Source organism: Pseudomonas sp. FYR_5 (genome assembly GCF_043106315.1).
In the GTDB taxonomy this organism is placed as follows: Bacteria; Pseudomonadota; Gammaproteobacteria; order Pseudomonadales; family Pseudomonadaceae; genus Aquipseudomonas; species Aquipseudomonas putida_Y.
In genome coordinates this window covers 25,829-43,865 of record NZ_JBICMK010000125.1, presented here as the reverse complement: position 1 = coordinate 43,865, position 18,037 = coordinate 25,829, and the positions used below count along the sequence as shown (strand labels likewise).

The window sequence follows — 18,037 nt, the reverse complement described above, 5'->3', positions numbered from 1 at the left end:
TGGCCAGCACATGCCACTATCCCCGTGTCGAAACTTTCGGCTGCCAACAAAGGCGGCACTTATAGCGTTTGTGCAGACCCGATAACTGGATATCAAGCCCATGCACCCTATGGACATGCAATCAGCCGTCATTGCCAGGCTTCCTGTCCCTGACGAACTGGAGTCATTCAAAGTTGTAAAGAATCTTGTGACCTCGGCGTTATTGGAGTGTTGTTCAATCGTCGAGTTCGAAGCACTGAAAGAAACATCGGTCATTGAAAGTGTGACTGAACAGGCACATGCCGATTTGCAGGCATTTGCCATGAAAGATCCGGCTGCCGGCCGCGACCTGGTATTCATTGCAAAAACCTACACCTCTTATTCTGCGGTTTTGCATTATCGGCTTGCCCATTGGATCTACAACAATAGCGCCGCTACCTACGGCGCCGGCGGCCAATGCCTGGCCGCCATGATTTCCCGGCGCGGAAAAATGCTGTCGGGGGCGGAGATTCATTTCCGCAGCCGCATCGGTGCGCGCTTCATCATCGATCATGGCATGGGCACCGTCATTGGTGAAACGTCGACCATTGGTGACGATTGCTACGTGCTGGGCGGGGTGACCCTGGGCGCCCGCGGTATCAGTGACAACCCCTCGAACCCCAGGCATCCGACGTTGGGTAACCGGGTACAGATCGGCGCTTTCGCCAGTGTGCTGGGCGCAATTCATGTGGGTGACGGCGCGTTTATCGGACCGGGCTGCATTGTTACCAAAGACGTCCCGGCCGCTGCCCGGGTACAGGTTAAAACATCATTGCAGGTGGTATTGGAATCATGAACTCTCTTAACTATGAAGTTTTACGAAATACCGAGAAGCTGTATTACAAAGACCAGTACCTGGCGGGCGCGAACACTCAAGTAGCACGCGTGCACAGCGACGGCATCGAGTTGTTGAGCACAGTGGCCTACCCGGAAGGTGGCGGCCAGGAAGCGGACTTCGGCACGATTGAATTACCGGTGGGTACCGTGCGATTCATCTGGGTTAAAAAACTCTACGGTAGCCCTATTCGCCTGGAGGGTTTCAAAGGCGGAAAACTGGGCGGCATCATTATTCACAGCTTGCACCCTGATGATTTGCACTTGCTTGATGAAGTCACCGTAGGCATGCCGGCCCGCGTCACTATCGATATTGAACGGCGCGAACGGCTGACGTTGTCTCACAGTGCCAGCCACTTCCTGTATGCCGCCGCCATCGGGCTGCGTGAAGAGCTGAAGCAATGGACGATCGGCTGCCATATCAAAGAAGACACGGCACGTTTCGACTTCCTGGTCGAGGACGCGTTCACGGCTGAAGACGTACTTGAAATAGAACGACGGGCGAATGAACTGATCGGCTGCGATGCGCCCATCGAGCACTACGCGGTTCAAGGCCTGGAGGACGCGCGTTTGTGGACCTACAACGGGATCGAAATCCCGTGCGGTGGCACGCACCTCGATTCGCCTCGGCGCATCGGGCGCCTTGGCGTCAAGCGCAAACGCCTGGGTAAAGGCAAGGAACGGCTGATCTGCGTGTTCCCCGAGGCCGAAATCGACCTGTCCCCTTATCACGAGCACGCATTATGAACAGCACGTTACCGCGGCGCACGTACCTGTATTTCACCGCACAGTCGATCAACCTGACGACTGCCGTGATGTCGGTGACGATGGCCGCCATTGTCGGGGCCTCGTTGGCGCCTGACGCCGCATGGTCCACGGTGCCGTACGGGTTCCAGTTTCTTTGCCTGATGTTGGCAACCTATCCGGTCTCCAGGCTGATGAGCCGCATCGGCCGTAAAAAGGCGTTCATGCTGGGCGCGATTCCCCTGGCGCTGTCTGGCGTAAGCGGCTTTCTGGCGGTGGAGCACCAGCATTTTCCAACGCTGGTCCTCAGCCACTCAGCATTGGGTGTGTACATCGCGTTCGCCAACTTCAACCGGTTCGCGGCAACCGACAATCTTTCCCAGGCCTTGAAGCCCAAGGCGCTTTCGCTGGTCGTGGCTGGCGGGGTCATCGCGGCTGTCGTCGGGCCAACGCTTACCGAGTGGCTGCGTGATGTTGGTGGCTTCCCACTGTTTTCGTTGTGTTATGCCGCGTTTGTCGGCCTGGCGCTGCTGTCGTTGTTGATTGCCCTGTGCCTGCCCAATGATGCGGGTACGGCCAGCGCGATCAACAGCGCAACACAGCCGGCAAGCACCCGCGCCGAGCCGGCAGGCCCGAGCGTGGTTGTGGCAATGGCTGTCGCTGCGCTGGGCTACGGGATCATGAACCTGCTGATGATCCAGGCTTCGATGCACATGAAACACATGCACGAGGACTTCACTGACGTCCGACTGGCGATCCAGTGGCATGTGATCGCCATGTTTGCCCCGTCGTTCTTCACCGGCGCCATCATCCAGCGACTGGGTATCAAGACCACCATTTGCGCGGGCCTGGCCCTGTTGATCGGTTGCTCGGCGATGAATATCTGGTCGCACAGCTACGCCATGATGACCCTGGCACTGATTGCCCTTGGACTGGGCTGGAACCTCACTTATGTAGGCGGAGGTGCGTTGCTGGCCCAGTCACTGCAGAACAGCCCGGCCGCGATGCAGATGCAGGGCAAGAACGACCTGGCCATTGCCGTTTTTGCCACCCTCGGCGCATTCAGCCCTTCGCTGTTGCTGAGCTCGGTTGGCTGGGACGGTACCAATGCCATCTGCATGGTCCTCTGCATGGGGTTGCTGGTTGCCACTGCCGGCTTGCTGCAGAACAAGGCCGGTCTGCATACTTCAATGGAAGGTAGCCGCAAATGAGCGAGCTCATCAGTGTCAGCGATCGCATCTACACCAAACTGGAAATGAACAACCCGGGCGGTAGCCACAAATACCGGGCGGCGCGGCAGATCGTCGAACATGCCGTGCGCAAGGGTGACATCATTCCCGGGGTGACGACCGTCATCGAAAAGACCGGTGGCAGTTTCGGCTTTGGCTTGCTGGCGGCTTGCCACAAATACCAGGTCGCCGTAGAGCTGGCGGTCGGGCTGAGTTTCAGCCAGACCAAGCGGGATCTGCTGGAGTGTTTCGGTGCCCGACTGATCGGCAAGGAAATGCTGATGGCCGGTGCCACACCCAAGGACGTGGTGATGCATCACCTGGATAACCAGGCCGCGCTGGGCAAGTCATACTTCTACACCGACCAGTTCAACAACCCGGTAGGCATCGAGGCCCACCGCTATCAGACCGCCAGCGAACTGGCCATGCAACTGACCAACGCCGGGGCGGGGAGGCAGATCCTGTTCGTGGGCTGTGCGGGTACTGGCGCCAGTTTCACGGGTATCACCCTGGGGCTGAAGGACCATGGCTTCGAGGTGTCGACGGTGCTGGTCGATCCCAATGGCTGTGACTCGAGGGCCGGCGTGTTCGCCGATCATCGTTTTGAAGGCATGGCCGTGGGCGTTTGCCCGCCGTTCATGGACTGGTCGCTGGTGGACGAGCGGGCCCAGGTGCACCATGCAGAAATGCTGGCCGCACAGCGCTGGTTCTACATGCAGAGTGGCATTTTCGTCGGTAATACAGCCGCTGCCTGCCTGGCGGTTGCCCAGCGCATGGCCCAGCACCCGCAGTATGTCGAGACCACCCTGGTGACCATCGCCTATGATGCCGGCCTCTGGTACCAGGACCTGCTGGGGGCTAACCGGCGAAAGGCCGCGTAGCCTACCTGTGCCAGGCTCATGATTCAGAGGCTGGCACGGTACCTGTGGGAGCGGGCAAGCCCGCGAAGCAGGTGACGCGGTGGATGGCACGGGCTTCGCCCGTGTTCGCGGGCGCGCCCGCTCCCCACAGTGTTCGCGCAATCTCTCAGTTTTTTATCGAGTCAGTCGATCAGGCGCCGTGGCACTTCTTGTACTTTTTCTCGCTACCGCACGGGCACGGGTCGTTACGGCCAACGTCCTTCAGGGCGTTGCGTACCGGCTCCTGATGGCCGTGGTTGCAGTGCGGGCCGTGTACATGGCCGTGATCGTGGTGGTGATCATGGTCATGGTTGCAGTCAGGGCCATGAACGTGAGGCTGTTGGGACATTGCAGGGTTACTCCGGTATGTGATCGCCGGAGATTATCTCACCACTGCGTGATATGTGCAGGTCCCGATGGATGAGCAACCCGGTCGCCAGTTCGCCCTGCAGGGTGTAATGCAGCGGCTGCTTGCTTTTCAGCAGTTTGGCCAGTGGCTTCAGGTGCTGCCACAGGTTGGTTCGTGCGGTGATCTTGAACGTGCGCCGTGCATGCCCGCCCACGCTGCGCCATACGCTGGCTTGATCCTGCACCAGTAGCAGGTCATTGAGGCGTATTGCATACGACACGTTGCGAATGAACAGGCGGCTGTCATTGGGGTTGTCGACCCGCAGGTGCAACACGAACTCCTGTTCCAGCAACCTGGCCTTGACTGTTTCGACCTCGACCAGATGCACTTCGGGCTCGCGCCAGTCCTCGCCCCAGCTGGCACAACCCGTCAGCCATGCCAGCAGCGCACCGAGCAGTAGCAGACGGGTGCGCTTGATCATGTTCAGTTCCCTACGTAGCTGGCGCAGCATTTCTTGAATTTGTGCCCGCTGGCGCAGGGACAGGGGTCGTTGCGCCCGGCCTTCAGCCCGACCGTTGGGTCGATGAAGTACCAACGACCGGCATGCTGGACGAAGGCCGAGCGTTCACGGTGCTGATGATCGCCCTCTTGGTCGTGCCAACGCGCGGTAAAGGTGACGAAGCCGTGTTCCGGCTGGCCGCCCAGCACTTCTGCGCTTTCCACCTCCAGGCCCAGCCAGGTGCTCTGTGCACTCCAGTCGGCGATGGCAGCACGGTCCAGGTCGGCTTGCTGAACCGGTAGGGTGGTGGCTACCAGGTAGTCGACCAGGCCCAGCACGTACGCACTGTAGCGTGAGCGCATCAGGGCCTGGGCATCCGGTGCCGGGGTACCGGCATGGTAATGCCCGCAGCAGGCGTCAAGCAGGTTGCCACTGCCACAAGGGCAGACCGAGACACTCATCATCACCACCAGTACTTGCCGAAGTTTTCAGGGTTGGCCCAGAACCTGGCGTTGAGCCAGTCCGGTACCTGCTTATAGTCATGTAGATCATAGGTGAACAGGCTCAAAACCTGTTGGTCACGGCGGAATTTCTCGCTGGCCGACAAGGCCAGGGCGAAGAAGTCGGTGTCCTGCCAGCCGCAGGCGGCCAGGTCGGCCAGCACTGCAACCCGGCTGGCGTTGAGGTTGCGAATGCCGCCGAGCAGCTCCAGGCCGGTGCGCTTGGGCAAGTGCTCCAGGCAGTCCACCAGTACCGCCAGGTCAAAGCGCTGGGCGGCCAGTTCGGCCGGCAGCGGGCCTGGGGCGGCGATGTCGATGGTCACCTGGGGGTGCGCCTGGGCGAAGGCGTCCAGCGCCGGAAAGCGCGTACCTACCAGCAGCAGGCGTTGCGGAGTGAAACGCTCGAGCAGGGCTGCCAGGGCCTGTTGCGGGGTGCGTTTGGAAAAACCTTCGGTCATTGCCATTCCTCGTTCTAGTCGTCCAAGACTAGCGGGCTGCGGCGTGTGGGCAAAGAGGCATGTGGCCGTGACGTAGCTTATTGCTGGCAGGGTTGGGATGAGCGGTCTTTACTCCCAGAGATCGGTCTTATGCCGATTCCCCCTAGGAGAAGCAATGAAATGAGCATAGTACGCACAGCGATACCCCTGGTACTGCTCACCAGTGTGTTGACTGGTTGTGCAGGTTTGCAAAAAACCGACTGGCCGAAATGTGCCGCCGTCGGGGGTGTAGGCGGCGCCGCCTTGGGCGCCATCGAAAGTTCCAGCTGGGCTGGCTGGGGTGCGTTGCTGGGCGGTGGCCTGGCGGCGGGCTATTGCTGGGCCCACGGCGATGGCGACGAGGATGGCGACGGCGTGCCCGACAGCCGTGACAAATGCCCTGGCACCCCGCGTGGTGTGCAGGTCGATGCCAACGGATGCCCGCCTGAGCCGGTCGCGGTGGTCGAAGAAGTGGTGGTGCAGAAGGAAGAAGTCATTGTCATCCGTGATGTGCACTTCGAGTTCGACTCTGCGCGCCTGACTGCCAGTGACAAAGAGCGCCTCAATACCATTGCTACGCGTCTGAAGCAGGAAGCGCCATCTGCCCGCCTTAGCGTCAGCGGCCATACCGACAGCGTCGGTTCCGACAGCTACAACCAGAAGCTGTCCGAGCGACGTGCCCATTCGGTGACCGATTATCTGGTCGACAGCGGTGTAGCGCGCAGCAGCTTCGTTTCGGTGGTCGGCGCGGGTGAGACCCAGCCGGTGGCAGACAATGCCACAGCCGAAGGGCGTGCCATGAACCGTCGTACCGAGATCAAGATCCAGCGGTAAGACGGCGTGCGCTCGTGCCTTGAGCAGTGGCACGGGCGCATCTTCATGCCGCCCGGCCGTTTGTGGCCAATGACACAGGAGCATTCAGCATGAGTGTGACGTCGAAGGCGGCATTGCCGCTGTTGGTGGCTGCCAGCCTGCTCGCGGGCTGCGCTACGCACAGCGATGGCAGTGCGCCCCTCAATCAAAGGACCTGGCCCATCTGCAGCCTGCTGGGCGGCTTGGTCGGTGGTGGCCTTGGCGCCATCGAGAGTTCTTCCTGGGCTGCCGGTGGTGGTGCCCTGGGCGCCATCGCCGGGGGGCTGATTTGTTATGCCCAGGACGGTGACGAAGACGGTGACGGCATTTTCGATCGACGTGATCACTGCCCCGAGACCCCAGCCAACACGGCGGTCGACCACATGGGTTGCCCACTCAGACAGTACCCGGCAGCGCCACCTGCCAGTGCTCCCGAACCCTCGCCAGAGGTGATCACCCTCGATGACAACGGCGCGGTGATGTTCGCCTTCGACTCCGCCGAACTGACGCCGGCGGCCCAGCAACGCCTGCAAGGCCTGGTGGCGAAACTCAACTCACCGACGGTGGCCAAGGTCCGTGTGATCGGGCATACCGACAGTGTGGGCTCCGACAGCTACAACCAGGCACTTTCCGAACGCCGCGCCAGCAGCGTCGCCGAGTACCTGATTGGTCAGGGCCTGGAGATGGGCAAGGTCACCAGCCAGGGCCGCGGGGAAAGCGAGCCGGTGACCGACAACGAAACCGAGGAGGGCCGCGCGCGCAACCGACGGGTGGAGCTGCACTTCAACTGAGTGGTGCAGGCGCCTGCCTTGGCATTACCGTCAATGTCGTTCGCACGGTTTGCTCGATCGGGTCGCCTCGACATGACAACAATCTATAGGGACGGGTATGAAGTTCATCCTGGGTCTGGGCAAGGTCCTGACGGTCGCTTTCTGGGGGGTGTTGTTGTTCAATCAGCTGATGCCACAACCTTTGCCCTTCAATCTGCTGATCAATGCCGCAGGCATCGTCTTGTTGGGTCTGCACTTGCTTGAAGTGCTGTTCTTCAATCGCAGCCTGCGCGGGCGCAGTCACCGTTGGTTTGACCGGTTGCAAATCCTGTTGACGGGGATCTTCCATGTCATGTCCATTCCCCGTGTGCGCGAGGCGCCGCGGGTGAAGTGAGCTGCAGTGGCTGTGATTCTCACCGCGATCCCTTGTGGGGCTTGCCCGCGAACACCGGCAACGCCGGTGACATCCACCGTGGCACCGGTTTCGCTACTGGTTGCGCGCAGAACCTGTCAGATCACCAGCCGCGAACTGGCCACCGCAACCACGGCCAGCCCCAGCAGCAGATTGACCCCCACCATCCGCCGAATGCGCCCCAGTACCGCCGCCCCCGTCGGCCAGTCCTCGGCCTGCACTGCTGCCTTCAATTCCGGCAGCAGCAACGCCTGAATGCGCATGAACAAGGCAAGCATGGCGATCCCGCCACCGATCATCACGTGTACGTACCTGGGTGCTGTCTCGAAACCGCTGAAGCGCATGTGCAACATGCCGATACCACTTATCGCCAAAATCGCCACCGCCAGCCAGACCCAGCCGAAGAAGCGTCGGAAAACTTCCACCCACAAGCGCAGGCGGGCAGGCCCTTCCAGGGCTGCAACCATTGCCGGGCGCAGCACCAGCCAGGCGAAGAACATGCCGCCGACCCATACCAGGGCGGCCAGAACATGCAATGTGTAGGGCAGGGCAAAGGCGAGCATTCGGATCTCCATGCGGCAGAAAGGGCAATAGCGGGGTATGATAGCCGCCCCATGCGAAACACTGAAAATATATCCAGCCCTCCGGGCGCCTGCAGACCATGATCAGCAACGAACTCAAAGCCACTATCCAGGGCGCCTATTCGCGTTTTCTCGAAGCCAAGAGCCTCAAACCGCGCTATGGCCAGCGCCTGATGATCGCCGAAGTGGCCAAGGTACTTGGCGACATTGCCTGCGACGATGAAGGCCGCCGCGCTGGCGAGCCTGCGGTGGTGGCCGTGGAAGCGGGCACCGGTACCGGCAAGACGGTAGCCTACAGCCTGGCTGCCATCCCGGCTGCCAAGGCCGCGGGCAAACGCCTGGTGATCGCCACGGCCACCGTGGCCCTGCAGGAGCAGATCGTCTTCAAGGACCTGCCCGACCTGATGCGCAGCAGCGGCCTCAACTTCAGCTTTGCCCTGGCCAAGGGCCGTGGCCGCTATCTGTGCCTGTCCAAGCTCGACATCCTGCTGCAGGAAGGCCACGCCCAGTCCGCCACGGCTCAACTGTTCGAAGAAGAAGGCTTCCGTATCGAAGTCGACGAGCGCAGCCAGAAGTTGTTCAACAGCATGATCGAGAAGCTTGCCGGCAACCGCTGGGACGGTGACCGTGACAGCTGGTCCGAGGCCCTGGAGGACCAGGACTGGGCACGCCTGACCACCGACCACAGCCAGTGCACCGGCCGCCACTGCCCCAACTTCCAGCAGTGCGTGTTCTACAAGGCCCGCGAAGGCATGGGCAAGGTCGACGTGATCGTCACCAACCACGATATGGTCCTGGCCGACCTGGCCCTGGGTGGCGGCGCGGTACTACCCGATCCGCGCGATACCATGTACGTGTTCGACGAAGGCCATCATCTGCCAGACAAGGCCATCGGCCATTTCGCCCATTACTCGCGGCTGCGCTCTACCGCCGACTGGTTGGAGCAGACCGCCAAGAACCTGACCAAGCTGCTGGCCCAGCATCCGCTGCCCGGCGACCTGGGCAAGTACATCGAGCAGGTGCCGGAGCTGGCACGAGAAGTACGCACCCAGCAGCAGTTCATGTTCACCCTTTGTGAACAGGTGGCCGACTTCCGTCCCAGCGAGGACACCGAAGGCCGTGAGCGCCCGCGTTACCGTTTCGAGGGAGGGGTGGTGCCGGAGCAGATTCGCGAAGTGGGCATCGAACTGAAAAAGGGCTTTGCCCGCCTCAACGATCTGCTCACCCGTCTGGCTGACCTGCTCAAGGAAGGCATGGACGGCGAGGTCAACATCGGCATCGCCAGCCACCAGGCCGAAGAGTGGTATCCGTTGTTCGGCAGCCTGGTCACCCGTGCTCAAGGCAACTGGGAGCTGTGGACAGCCTTCACCGCCGAAGACCCGGAAGACAGCCCCCCCATGGCGCGCTGGCTGACGTTGGCCGAGAGTGGCGCGCTGTTCGACATCGAAGTCAACGCCAGCCCCATCCTCGCCGCAGAAATGCTGCGGCGCAGCCTGTGGAGCGTGGCCCACGGTGCGCTGGTAACTTCGGCGACATTGACCGCGCTGGGCAAATTCGACCGTTTCCGCATGCGTTCGGGGTTGCCGCGCGACGCAGTCACCTGCGTGGTGCCCAGCCCGTTTGTGCATGGCGATGCCGGCCTTCTGCGGGTCCCCGACCTGCAGGCCGACCCGCGCGATGCGGCAGCGCACACCGCGGCGATCATCCGCGAGCTACCGAACATTGTCGAAGATGCCCGTGGCGCGCTGGTGTTGTTCTCGTCACGCAAGCAGATGCAGGATGTGTTTGACGGTCTGGACCGTGACTGGCGCAAGCTGGTGCTCATCCAGGGTAACCTTTCAAAGCAGGAAACCCTGAACAAGCACAAGGCGCGGGTCGACGATGGCCAGCACAGCGTGCTGTTTGGCTTGGCCAGCTTTGCCGAAGGCGTCGACCTGCCGGGTGCGTATTGCGAACACGTGGTCATCGCCAAGATTCCCTTCGCTGTGCCCGATGACCCGGTCGAAGCTGCGCTGGCCGAGTGGATCGAGGCACGTGGCGGCAACCCGTTCATGGAAATTGCCGTGCCCGACGCCTCGTTGAAGCTGATCCAGGCCTGCGGTCGCCTCCTGCGTACCGAGCAGGATCGCGGCGTTATCACCTTGCTTGACCGGCGCTTGGTCACCCAGCGCTACGGCAAGGCTATTCTCAATGCGCTGCCGCCGTTCCGGCGGGAAATTTCCTGACCGCCGAGCACTTGCGCCGGCGCATTGTCCATTACTCAGCCTTGGGCCCATCAGGGCCCTGAAGGAGAGCCCTCGCCTTATGATCCGCCGTACCGTGCCCGCCGTCTTCGCCTTGTTGTGCAGTTCGCCCTTGCTGGCCGAGCAGCAAACGCTGTTCAGCTTCGTGCGCCCGGCCTCGGTGGTCAATGTGGCGACCGTGAATGCCGGCATGCCGCAGTACAACGCGGAACAAACGGCCGAGGGCGAGGTGTTGCGGCGTGTGGTGTTCAACCCGGCGCAGCAGCCCACCCTGTGCCTGAGCCCGCAGAGCGGGGTGTGGGACTGGTCCGCCGGGCAGTTCCTGACCTTGCGCCTGCAAAGTGCCATGGATTGGGCATTGACCGTGGATGTCACGGTGCAAGGCAGCGATGGCAGCACCTTGGCCAGCCGTATCGACCTGCCCGCAGGCCCCGCGCAAACGGTGATGGTGCCGCTGACAGCCAGTTCGCCGCTGGACCAGGGCATGCGCGCCGGCCCGCCGATGCCGTGGACCCACGGTGGTCAGCGCCTCCTTTTGACCAGCAGTGCCGGTGCAGTCGACCTCAAGCAGGTGACCTCGGTCAGCCTGAGCATCCCCAGCCCCAAGGTGGCGCAGAGCCTGTTGATCGAGCGTGTCGGTATCCAGGATGACGACCAGGCGTACAGGGCGGCCTATCACGAGCTGATTGATGCCTATGGCCAGTCGACTCGCGGGAACTGGCCCGAGAAGGTATCCAGTGACGAGCAGCTCAAGGCGGCCGATACCCGTGAACAGCAACAGCTCAAGGGTTGGTTGGCGGAGCGCAGCAAGCAGCAGCTGGACGCTTACGGTGGCCTGGTGGGCGGGCCGGCCTTTGCAGCCAAGGGCTTCTTTCGCACGGAAAAGCGTGATGGCCGCTGGTACCTGATAACGCCGGATGGGCACCCGTTCTATTCGCTGGGGGTGAACGCCGTGGCGGCAGACGGTGGGCGTACGTATGTCGCCGGGCGCGAAGGCATGTTCAAGGCCCTGCCCGCCGAGGGCGATGCACTGGCCGGGTTCTATGGCGAAAGCAACAACGACGATGGCAATGCCTCGTCGCAGGGGCGCAATTTCAAGCAGGGGCGTTGGTTCGACTTCTACGCCGCCAACCTGCAGCGTACTTATGGCAAACCCTGTCCGCCCGCAGTGGAGGGCCAGCCAGCCAACTGCGCACTGCCGGTGCTGGATGCCGACCGCTGGCAGGCGCACGCGCTTGACCGGCTTCTGGCCTGGGGGTTCAACACCGTTGGCAACTGGAGCGAGCCGGCCCTTGGCCAGGCCAGACGCATGCCGTATACCTTGCCGCTGTCGATCGTGGGCGACTATGCCAGCATCAGCACTGGCATGGATTGGTGGGGGCGTATGCCCGACCCGTTCGACCCGCGATTTGCCATGGCCACCGAACGTGCGGTGGCCATCGCCGCTCGCGATCACCGCGACGACCCTTGGTTGATCGGCTACTTCGCGGACAACGAACTGGCCTGGGCTGCCCCCGGAAGCGATCCCCAGGCCCGTTATGGCCTGGCCTACGGTACCTTGCGCCTGACCACCGACGTGCCAGCCAAACGCGCGTTTCTCAAGCAGCTGCGCGACAAGTATCGCAACCAGGAGGGGTTGTCCAAGGCCTGGGGGATCGAACTGACCGCCTGGGAGCTAATGGAGGATCCTGGCTTCGAGGCGCCGTTGCCTAACCCGGAGCACCCGGAAATCGAGCGTGACTACCAACACTTCCAGCGGGTATTTGCCGAGACCTACTTCAAGACCATTTCCGATTCGTTGAAGTGGCATGCGCCCAATCACATGCTCCTGGGTGGTCGCTATGCGGTCAGTACACCGGAGGCGGTCAAGGCCTGTGCCGAGTTTTGCGATGTACTGAGCTTCAACTTCTATACCCTCAAGCCACAGGACGGCTACGACTTTGCCCGCCTGGCGGAGCTGGACAAGCCGGTGCTCGTGTCCGAGTTCCAGTTCGGCTCGCGTGATCGCGGGCCGTTCTGGCCGGGGCCATTGGAGCTGGCGCGGGAAGAGGATCGCGGCCCGGCCTACGCAAACTTCCTCAAGGCGGCCCTGGCGCAGCCGATGATCGTTGGCGCGCACTGGTTCCAGTACCTCGACCAACCGGCCAGCGGTCGCCTGCTCGATGGTGAGAACGGCCACCTCGGGCTGGTGGCGATTACCGACATGCCCTATCCAGGGTTTGTCGATGCCGTGCGCAAAAGTAACCTGCACACCATGAGCCAGCTGCGTGCCGAGCTGGAAAGACCGGCCCCCTGAAGTCAGGCTGGTGCAGTCATCTTACGTGGGAGTGGCTTTGTGTCGCGACCACTTGGTCCAAGCCAGTTTGCAAAACGCCCAACTACTGAAACAATGCACACCTTTTTGGATATGGTCGTACGGAGAGCAGCGGGTGCAGATCCAGGGTCACTATGAGCTGAAGTTCGAAGCCGTGCGCGAAGCCTTTGCCGCGCTGTTCGATGATCCCCAGGAGCGTGGCGCCGCGCTGTGCATCCAGGTGGGTGGCGAAACCGTCGTTGACCTGTGGGCCGGCTGTGCCGACAAGGACGGCCAGCAGGCTTGGCACAGTGATACCATCGCCAACTTGTTCTCTTGCACCAAGACCTTCGCGGCCGTTACCGCCCTGCAACTGGTCGGCGAGGGCAAGCTGGCCCTCGATACCCCGGTGGCCAACTACTGGCCCGAGTTTGCCCAGGCGGGTAAGCAGTCGATCACTTTGCGCCAGTTGCTCAGCCACCGTGCCGGCTTGCCGGCCATTCGTGAGCTGCTGCCGGCCGAAGCTTTGTATGACTGGCAGGTCATGGTCGATGCCCTGGCCGCCGAGACTCCGTGGTGGACGCCAGGCACAGAACACGGCTATGCCGCCATCACCTATGGCTGGCTGATCGGCGAGCTGATCCGCCGTGCCGACGGCCGTGGCCCTGGCGACTCGATCGTGGCCCGTACCGCCCGCCCGTTGGGGCTGGATTTCCATGTTGGCCTGGCCGACGAAGAGTTCCACCGCGTGGCGCATATTGCCCGTGGCAAGGGCAACGCTGGAGATGCCGCAGCGCAACGCTTGCTGCAGGTGACCATGCGCGAGCCTGAGGCACTGTCGACCCGCGCCTTTACCAACCCGCCCGCGATACTGACCAGCACCAACAAACCGGAATGGCGACGCATGCAGCAGCCAGCGGCCAATGGCCATGGCAACGCACGCAGCCTGGCGGGGTTCTATGCCGGGCTGCTGGACGGCAGCCTGCTTGAATCCGAACTGCTCGATGAGCTGACCCGCGAGCATAGCCTCGGCCAGGATCGTACCTTGCTCACTCAGACCCGTTTCGGCCTGGGCTGCATGCTCGACCAGCCCGATGTGGCGAATGCCACCTTTGGTCTTGGCGCCCGCGCCTTTGGCCACCCCGGTGCCGGTGGCTCGGTCGGTTTTGCCGACCCGGAGCACGATGTGGCCTTCGGTTTTGTGGTCAATACCCTAGGCCCTTATGTGCTGATGGACCCACGGGCCCAGAAACTGGTGCGCGTTCTTGCCACTTGCCTTTGATCGGGTAATGCGGGTATTGCCACACCCCTTTGACTATCCTCAATGCCAAGGCCTGAAGTCCCTGGGCAAAATATCTTTCTATTTCATGGTGTATCGCTGATGTCTTCACATAAAACCTTAGCACTCGCCCTGTGCCTGACCGCCGTTACCGGCTGCGCCAGCCACTCCCCGGATGGCTCCAAGGTAGGTGGTTCCAGCTGGTGGCCTTTCGGTTCGGAAAAGGTTGCCGAGCAGGAAGTGAAGTCAGCCGTTACTGAAACCGTGGCCAAAGCCGATGCCAAATCCGAAAGCGCCAGCCGCTGGTGGTGGCCGTTTGGCGGTGACGACGAGCAAGCCAAGGGGCCGGTGGTGCCGAAGATTGATCAGAAGGCTACCCAGGCCTGGCTGGACGAATACGAGCCCAAGCTGCGTGAAGCGATCAAGGACAGCAAGCTGGAGCTGGAGCGTCGCGACAATGTGCTGGCGGTAACCCTGCCGGTAGACAGCTCATACAATCGTGATCGCCCGAACATGCTGCTGCCCCTGTCCCTGGGCCCGATCACCCGCGTCGCCAAGACTGTCGAAGGCGACCCCAAGACTGCCGTGCTGGTGCTGGGCCATGCCGACAGCAGCGGTGCCGCCGTTGCCAACCAGAAGCTCAGCCTGGAGCGCGCCGCTTCGGTATCGGCCATCTTCCGCCTCAGCGGCCTGCAGCGTGACCGCCTGACCCTCAAGGGTATGGGCTCGATGATGCCGCGCGCTGCCAACGACAGCGCCGAGGGGCGCTCCCTGAACCGCCGCGTGGAAATGTTGCTGACCCCGCAGAACACCATGGTTGCACTCCTGGCCAAATACCAGCAGGCCGCCCCGGCACCCGCCCCGGCCTCGATGGTGGCCGTGCAGGATGCCAAGGCTGCTGGCAGCAAGCCGGTCGCCAAGGCTGCGGCGAAGAAACCTGTAGCCAAGGCCAAAACACCTGCGAAGACTGCAGCCAAGAAAAAAGCTGCGCCAGCCAAGCCTGCTGCCAAGAAAGCTGCCGTTGACAAGAAAGTAGCTGCCAACAGCCCTGCGAAGACCAACTGATCGTCAAGGAACCGCAGTCATGACCCAATCCCTGGCCGATATGCGCCGCGACTACACCCGTGATGGACTGACCGAAGCCCAGGCACCGGGGGAGCCGTTTGCCCTGTTCCACCAGTGGTTCGCCGATGCGGTGAAAACCGAGCAGGTACCGGTGGAAGCCAACGCCATGACCTTGGCCACCGTGGACGGCGAAGGTCGCCCGCATTGCCGTGTATTGCTGTTGAAGGGGCTCGACGAGCAGGGGTTCACTTTCTTCACCAACTACGACAGCGCCAAAGGCCAGCAACTGCAAGCCAACCCCTTTGCGGCCATGACCTTCTTCTGGCCGGCGCTGGAACGTCAGGTACGCATTGAAGGTCGGGTGCAGAAGGTTACGGCGCAGGAGTCGGATGCCTACTACCAGGTCCGCCCGCTGGGCAGCCGTCTGGGGGCCTGGGCCTCGCCACAGAGCCGCGTGATTGCCGGGCGTGAGGAACTGGAGGGCCTGGTAAAGGCCACTGAAGCGCGTTTCTCCGACACCCAGCCGCATTGCCCTGAGCATTGGGGGGGATACCGTTTGTTGCCCGAGCGCATCGAGTTCTGGCAGGGGCGCGCAAGCCGCCTGCATGACCGGTTGAACTATCGGCTGGTGGATGGGCAGTGGCTGCGAGAGCGGCTGGCACCCTGAGTAACTGGGGCTGCCAAGCGGCCCCAGCCATCGATCAAGTTACCCCGGATATCCCGCCGCCTCGCGCTCCAACCACCCCGGTAGTTGCTTACGCCCTACCTTCTCCTGCCGCGCCTGCGCCAACCTTTCAAGCATGAACGCGCGTTTTTCAGGATCAGCCCCTGCCAGCGACAAGGCCAGGTCACGGTCCATCCAGCGGCGCATGCGCACATACAGCCACCAGTGAAAATACAGTCCCGTAACGGTGGTGACCACGACGATGAAGTAATCCATGGCTATTCTTGGTCTCACTTGAAAGGCCTTCGACACAGCCCGGCAGGCTGTACCCCGGCTGAATGAAAACAATTTTATTACGTTTGTACCGTGACAGCCGTCAATGTGCAGCGTCTAATGAGCACCTGACTTATGGAGACTTTACCCATGCGTAAATCCGCTTTGCTGGTGGCGACCTTTACCACCATGTCGCTGCTGCTGGGGGGCTGTGCCTCGAGCCTGACCGGTGACAGCTACTCCCGTGACGAAGCCCGCCGCGTGCAAACCGTGCGTATGGGCACCATCGAATCCCTGCGTCCGGTCAAGATCGAGGGCACCAAGACCCCGATTGGCGGCGGTGCTGGTGCCATCGTGGGCGGTGTAGCCGGCAGCGCCGTGGGCGGTGGCCGTGGCAGCATCGTGGCTGCCGTGATCGGTGCCGTGGCCGGTGGCTTGGCGGGTTCCGCAGCAGAAGAAGGCCTGACTCGTACCCAAGGTGTCGAAATTACCGTTCGTGAAGATGATGGCAGCATGCGCGCCTATGTGCAGGCCGTGCAGGAGAACGAAATCTTCCGTGTTGGCGACCGAGTGCGCATCATGACTGTAGACGGTACCAGTCGCGTTTCGCACTGACCGTAGTGCAGTAATAAAAACCCCGACATGGCTGCTGCCAGTCGGGGTTTTTCTTATGCTTCAGTCAAGTCAGGCAACGCTGGTTTTGCGGCTGGCCATCGCGGTGACGGCGTAGCCGATCACTGCGGCAAAGAACGAGCCAGTCAGAATACCCATGCGGTCCATGCCCGCGTAATCACTGCTACCCGGGGCGAAGGCGAGCGAGCCTACGAACAGGCTCATGGTGAAGCCAATGCCACAGAGTATCGCCACCCCCAGTATTTGCCCCCAACCAGCACCTGCAGGCAGCGAGGCCAGGCGCAGCTTGACCGCCACCCAGGTCAGGCCGAAAACCCCCACGGTCTTGCCCAGCAACAGGCCGACCGTGATGCCCATCGGCACTGGGTGGGTGAAGCTATCTACGGTCATGCCTGTCAGTGAAACGCCGGCATTGGCGAAGGCGAAAAGTGGCAGGATGGCATAGGCCACCCAAGGGTGCAGGGCGTGTTCCAGCGCCAGCAGAGGCGACGATTCAGCATGGCGTGTACGCAGCGGAATGCAAAAGGCCAGGGCGACACCGGCCAAGGTGGCATGCACACCACTCTTGAGTACGCAGACCCACAGGATCAGGCCAACGATCATGTAGGGTCCAAGCTTGACCACGCCAAGCCGGTTCATCGCCACCAGCACCACCAGACAGGCCGCTGCCAGTAGCAGTGACACACTCGACAGGGTGCCGGAGTAGAACAGGGCGATCACAATGATTGCACCCAGGTCGTCGATGATCGCCAGGGTCATCAGGAACAACTTCAGTGACACCGGTACGCGCTTGCCGAGCAGGGCCAGGACACCGAGGGCGAAGGCGATGTCGGTGGCGGTAGGGATTGCCCAGCCGGCCACGGCTGCGGGGTTGTCACGGTTGATGAACCAGTAGATCAGCGCTGGCACCACCATGCCGCCCACGGCTGCGGTGGCAGGCAGGATCACTTGTGAGGGCTTGGACAGGTGGCCGTCGACCACCTCGCGTTTGACTTCCAGGCCGATGAGCAGGAAGAACAGGGCCATCAGGCCGTCGTTGATCCACAGCAGCAATGGCTTGGCGATGTTCAGCGCGCCGATCTGGACGGCGACGGGTACGTCGAGCAAGCCGCTGTACAGGTAGGACAGTGGCGAGTTGTTGATGACCAGGGCCAGAACGGCGGCAGCGATCAGCAGCAGGCCGCTGGCGGCTTCCAGTTGGAAGAAACGGGTAAGCAGGCTACGCACGGGCTATAGGCCCTCCATGAGCAGTTTACGAAGGGTACGGGCGTACACCCTAGCCTGTGACGATGTTCCTTAAAACAAAAACCATATTCGTTTTTGTTATATGTTGTTGCCAGCAGGCCTTGGGGAAATCCGCCCCTGCGGGGAGACCACTGTTCCGTGCAGGAGCGGGGTCACCCGCGAAGAGGCCCTGTCATTCG

The 18,037-nt window shown here is 61.9% G+C and carries 20 protein-coding genes; 13 read left to right on the top strand and 7 right to left on the bottom strand.

Going from position 1 to position 18,037, the window contains the following annotated elements:
* The first annotated feature begins 100 nt into the window (after window positions 1–100).
* The 4 genes from ACF8RA_RS25265 to ACF8RA_RS25250 are packed head-to-tail and all read left to right on the top strand — an operon-like array spanning window position 101 to window position 3,706.
* Window positions 101–814 carry a serine O-acetyltransferase gene (locus ACF8RA_RS25265; protein WP_176685337.1) on the top strand — a complete coding sequence of 238 codons (714 nt, stop codon included), beginning with the start codon at window positions 101–103 and terminating at the stop codon, window positions 812–814.
* The gene (locus ACF8RA_RS25260; protein ID WP_176685336.1) at window positions 811–1,599 is read left to right on the top strand and encodes an alanyl-tRNA editing protein; all 789 of its coding nucleotides are present in this window, start codon (window positions 811–813) and stop codon (window positions 1,597–1,599) included. Before ACF8RA_RS25265 ends, ACF8RA_RS25260 begins: the two co-directional genes overlap by 4 nt.
* A complete protein-coding gene (locus ACF8RA_RS25255; protein WP_176685335.1) occupies window positions 1,596–2,807 on the top strand; it encodes an MFS transporter in 1,212 nt (403 codons plus the stop codon). Before ACF8RA_RS25260 ends, ACF8RA_RS25255 begins: the two co-directional genes overlap by 4 nt.
* Window positions 2,804–3,706, top strand: coding sequence for a pyridoxal-phosphate dependent enzyme (locus ACF8RA_RS25250; protein WP_176685334.1), 903 nt, complete (start codon window positions 2,804–2,806; stop codon window positions 3,704–3,706). Before ACF8RA_RS25255 ends, ACF8RA_RS25250 begins: the two co-directional genes overlap by 4 nt.
* 169 nt (window positions 3,707–3,875) lie before the next feature.
* Here ACF8RA_RS25250 and ACF8RA_RS25245 read toward each other — a convergent pair whose 3' ends face one another.
* The 4 genes from ACF8RA_RS25245 to ACF8RA_RS25230 are packed head-to-tail and all read right to left on the bottom strand — an operon-like array spanning window position 3,876 to window position 5,530.
* The gene (locus tag ACF8RA_RS25245) at window positions 3,876–4,073 is read right to left on the bottom strand and encodes an SEC-C metal-binding domain-containing protein (RefSeq protein ID WP_003254900.1); all 198 of its coding nucleotides are present in this window, start codon (window positions 4,071–4,073) and stop codon (window positions 3,876–3,878) included.
* 7 nt (window positions 4,074–4,080) lie between these two features.
* Window positions 4,081–4,554: an LEA type 2 family protein gene (locus ACF8RA_RS25240; protein WP_176685333.1), complete on the bottom strand. Its 474-nt coding sequence runs from the start codon at window positions 4,552–4,554 to the stop codon at window positions 4,081–4,083.
* 2 nt (window positions 4,555–4,556) lie between these two features.
* Complete coding sequence (locus ACF8RA_RS25235) at window positions 4,557–5,033, bottom strand: YchJ family protein (protein WP_392460658.1); 477 nt, start codon at window positions 5,031–5,033, stop codon at window positions 4,557–4,559.
* Between the two features lie 2 nt (window positions 5,034–5,035).
* A complete protein-coding gene (locus ACF8RA_RS25230) occupies window positions 5,036–5,530 on the bottom strand; it encodes a DUF6231 family protein (RefSeq protein WP_176685326.1) in 495 nt (164 codons plus the stop codon).
* Between the two features lie 159 nt (window positions 5,531–5,689).
* Here ACF8RA_RS25230 and ACF8RA_RS25225 point away from each other — a divergent pair, with 159 nt between their 5' ends.
* The 3 genes from ACF8RA_RS25225 (at window position 5,690) to ACF8RA_RS25215 (ending at window position 7,564) form a co-directional block, all read left to right on the top strand.
* Entirely contained in the window at window positions 5,690–6,382 is a 693-nt protein-coding gene (locus tag ACF8RA_RS25225; protein WP_176685325.1) for an OmpA family protein, read from the top strand.
* An 89-nt stretch (window positions 6,383–6,471) separates the two neighbouring features.
* Window positions 6,472–7,191, top strand: a complete 720-nt coding sequence (locus ACF8RA_RS25220) for an OmpA family protein (RefSeq protein WP_209967676.1) — start codon at window positions 6,472–6,474, stop codon at window positions 7,189–7,191.
* A 97-nt stretch (window positions 7,192–7,288) separates the two neighbouring features.
* Window positions 7,289–7,564 (top strand): DUF1145 domain-containing protein, encoded by a 276-nt coding sequence (locus ACF8RA_RS25215; RefSeq protein ID WP_176685323.1) that lies wholly within the window; start codon window positions 7,289–7,291, stop codon window positions 7,562–7,564.
* 116 nt (window positions 7,565–7,680) lie between these two features.
* Here ACF8RA_RS25215 and ACF8RA_RS25210 read toward each other — a convergent pair whose 3' ends face one another.
* Entirely contained in the window at window positions 7,681–8,145 is a 465-nt protein-coding gene (locus ACF8RA_RS25210) for a CopD family protein (protein ID WP_392519680.1), read from the bottom strand.
* Between the two features lie 98 nt (window positions 8,146–8,243).
* Here ACF8RA_RS25210 and dinG point away from each other — a divergent pair, with 98 nt between their 5' ends.
* The 5 genes from dinG (at window position 8,244) to pdxH (ending at window position 15,710) form a co-directional block, all read left to right on the top strand.
* On the top strand, window positions 8,244–10,388 hold the full coding sequence (gene dinG / locus ACF8RA_RS25205) for an ATP-dependent DNA helicase DinG (protein WP_392519679.1): 2,145 nt from the start codon (window positions 8,244–8,246) through the stop codon (window positions 10,386–10,388).
* Window positions 10,389–10,467: 79 nt separating this feature from the next.
* Window positions 10,468–12,702, top strand: a complete 2,235-nt coding sequence (locus ACF8RA_RS25200) for a beta-galactosidase (protein WP_392519678.1) — start codon at window positions 10,468–10,470, stop codon at window positions 12,700–12,702.
* 133 nt (window positions 12,703–12,835) lie between these two features.
* A complete protein-coding gene (locus ACF8RA_RS25195) occupies window positions 12,836–13,981 on the top strand; it encodes a serine hydrolase domain-containing protein (protein ID WP_176685320.1) in 1,146 nt (381 codons plus the stop codon).
* 99 nt (window positions 13,982–14,080) lie between these two features.
* Window positions 14,081–15,043, top strand: a complete 963-nt coding sequence (locus ACF8RA_RS25190) for an OmpA family protein (RefSeq protein ID WP_176685319.1) — start codon at window positions 14,081–14,083, stop codon at window positions 15,041–15,043.
* Window positions 15,044–15,062: 19 nt separating this feature from the next.
* Window positions 15,063–15,710 carry a pyridoxamine 5'-phosphate oxidase gene (gene pdxH / locus ACF8RA_RS25185; RefSeq protein ID WP_176685318.1) on the top strand — a complete coding sequence of 216 codons (648 nt, stop codon included), beginning with the start codon at window positions 15,063–15,065 and terminating at the stop codon, window positions 15,708–15,710.
* 39 nt (window positions 15,711–15,749) lie between these two features.
* Here pdxH and ACF8RA_RS25180 read toward each other — a convergent pair whose 3' ends face one another.
* Window positions 15,750–15,983 carry a hypothetical protein gene (locus tag ACF8RA_RS25180; protein ID WP_176685317.1) on the bottom strand — a complete coding sequence of 78 codons (234 nt, stop codon included), beginning with the start codon at window positions 15,981–15,983 and terminating at the stop codon, window positions 15,750–15,752.
* Window positions 15,984–16,130: 147 nt separating this feature from the next.
* Here ACF8RA_RS25180 and ACF8RA_RS25175 point away from each other — a divergent pair, with 147 nt between their 5' ends.
* Entirely contained in the window at window positions 16,131–16,595 is a 465-nt protein-coding gene (locus ACF8RA_RS25175; protein WP_009684613.1) for a glycine zipper 2TM domain-containing protein, read from the top strand.
* Between the two features lie 69 nt (window positions 16,596–16,664).
* Here ACF8RA_RS25175 and nhaA read toward each other — a convergent pair whose 3' ends face one another.
* Complete coding sequence (nhaA, locus tag ACF8RA_RS25170; RefSeq protein ID WP_176685316.1) at window positions 16,665–17,840, bottom strand: Na+/H+ antiporter NhaA; 1,176 nt, start codon at window positions 17,838–17,840, stop codon at window positions 16,665–16,667.
* Between the last annotated feature and the right edge of the window lie 197 nt (window positions 17,841–18,037).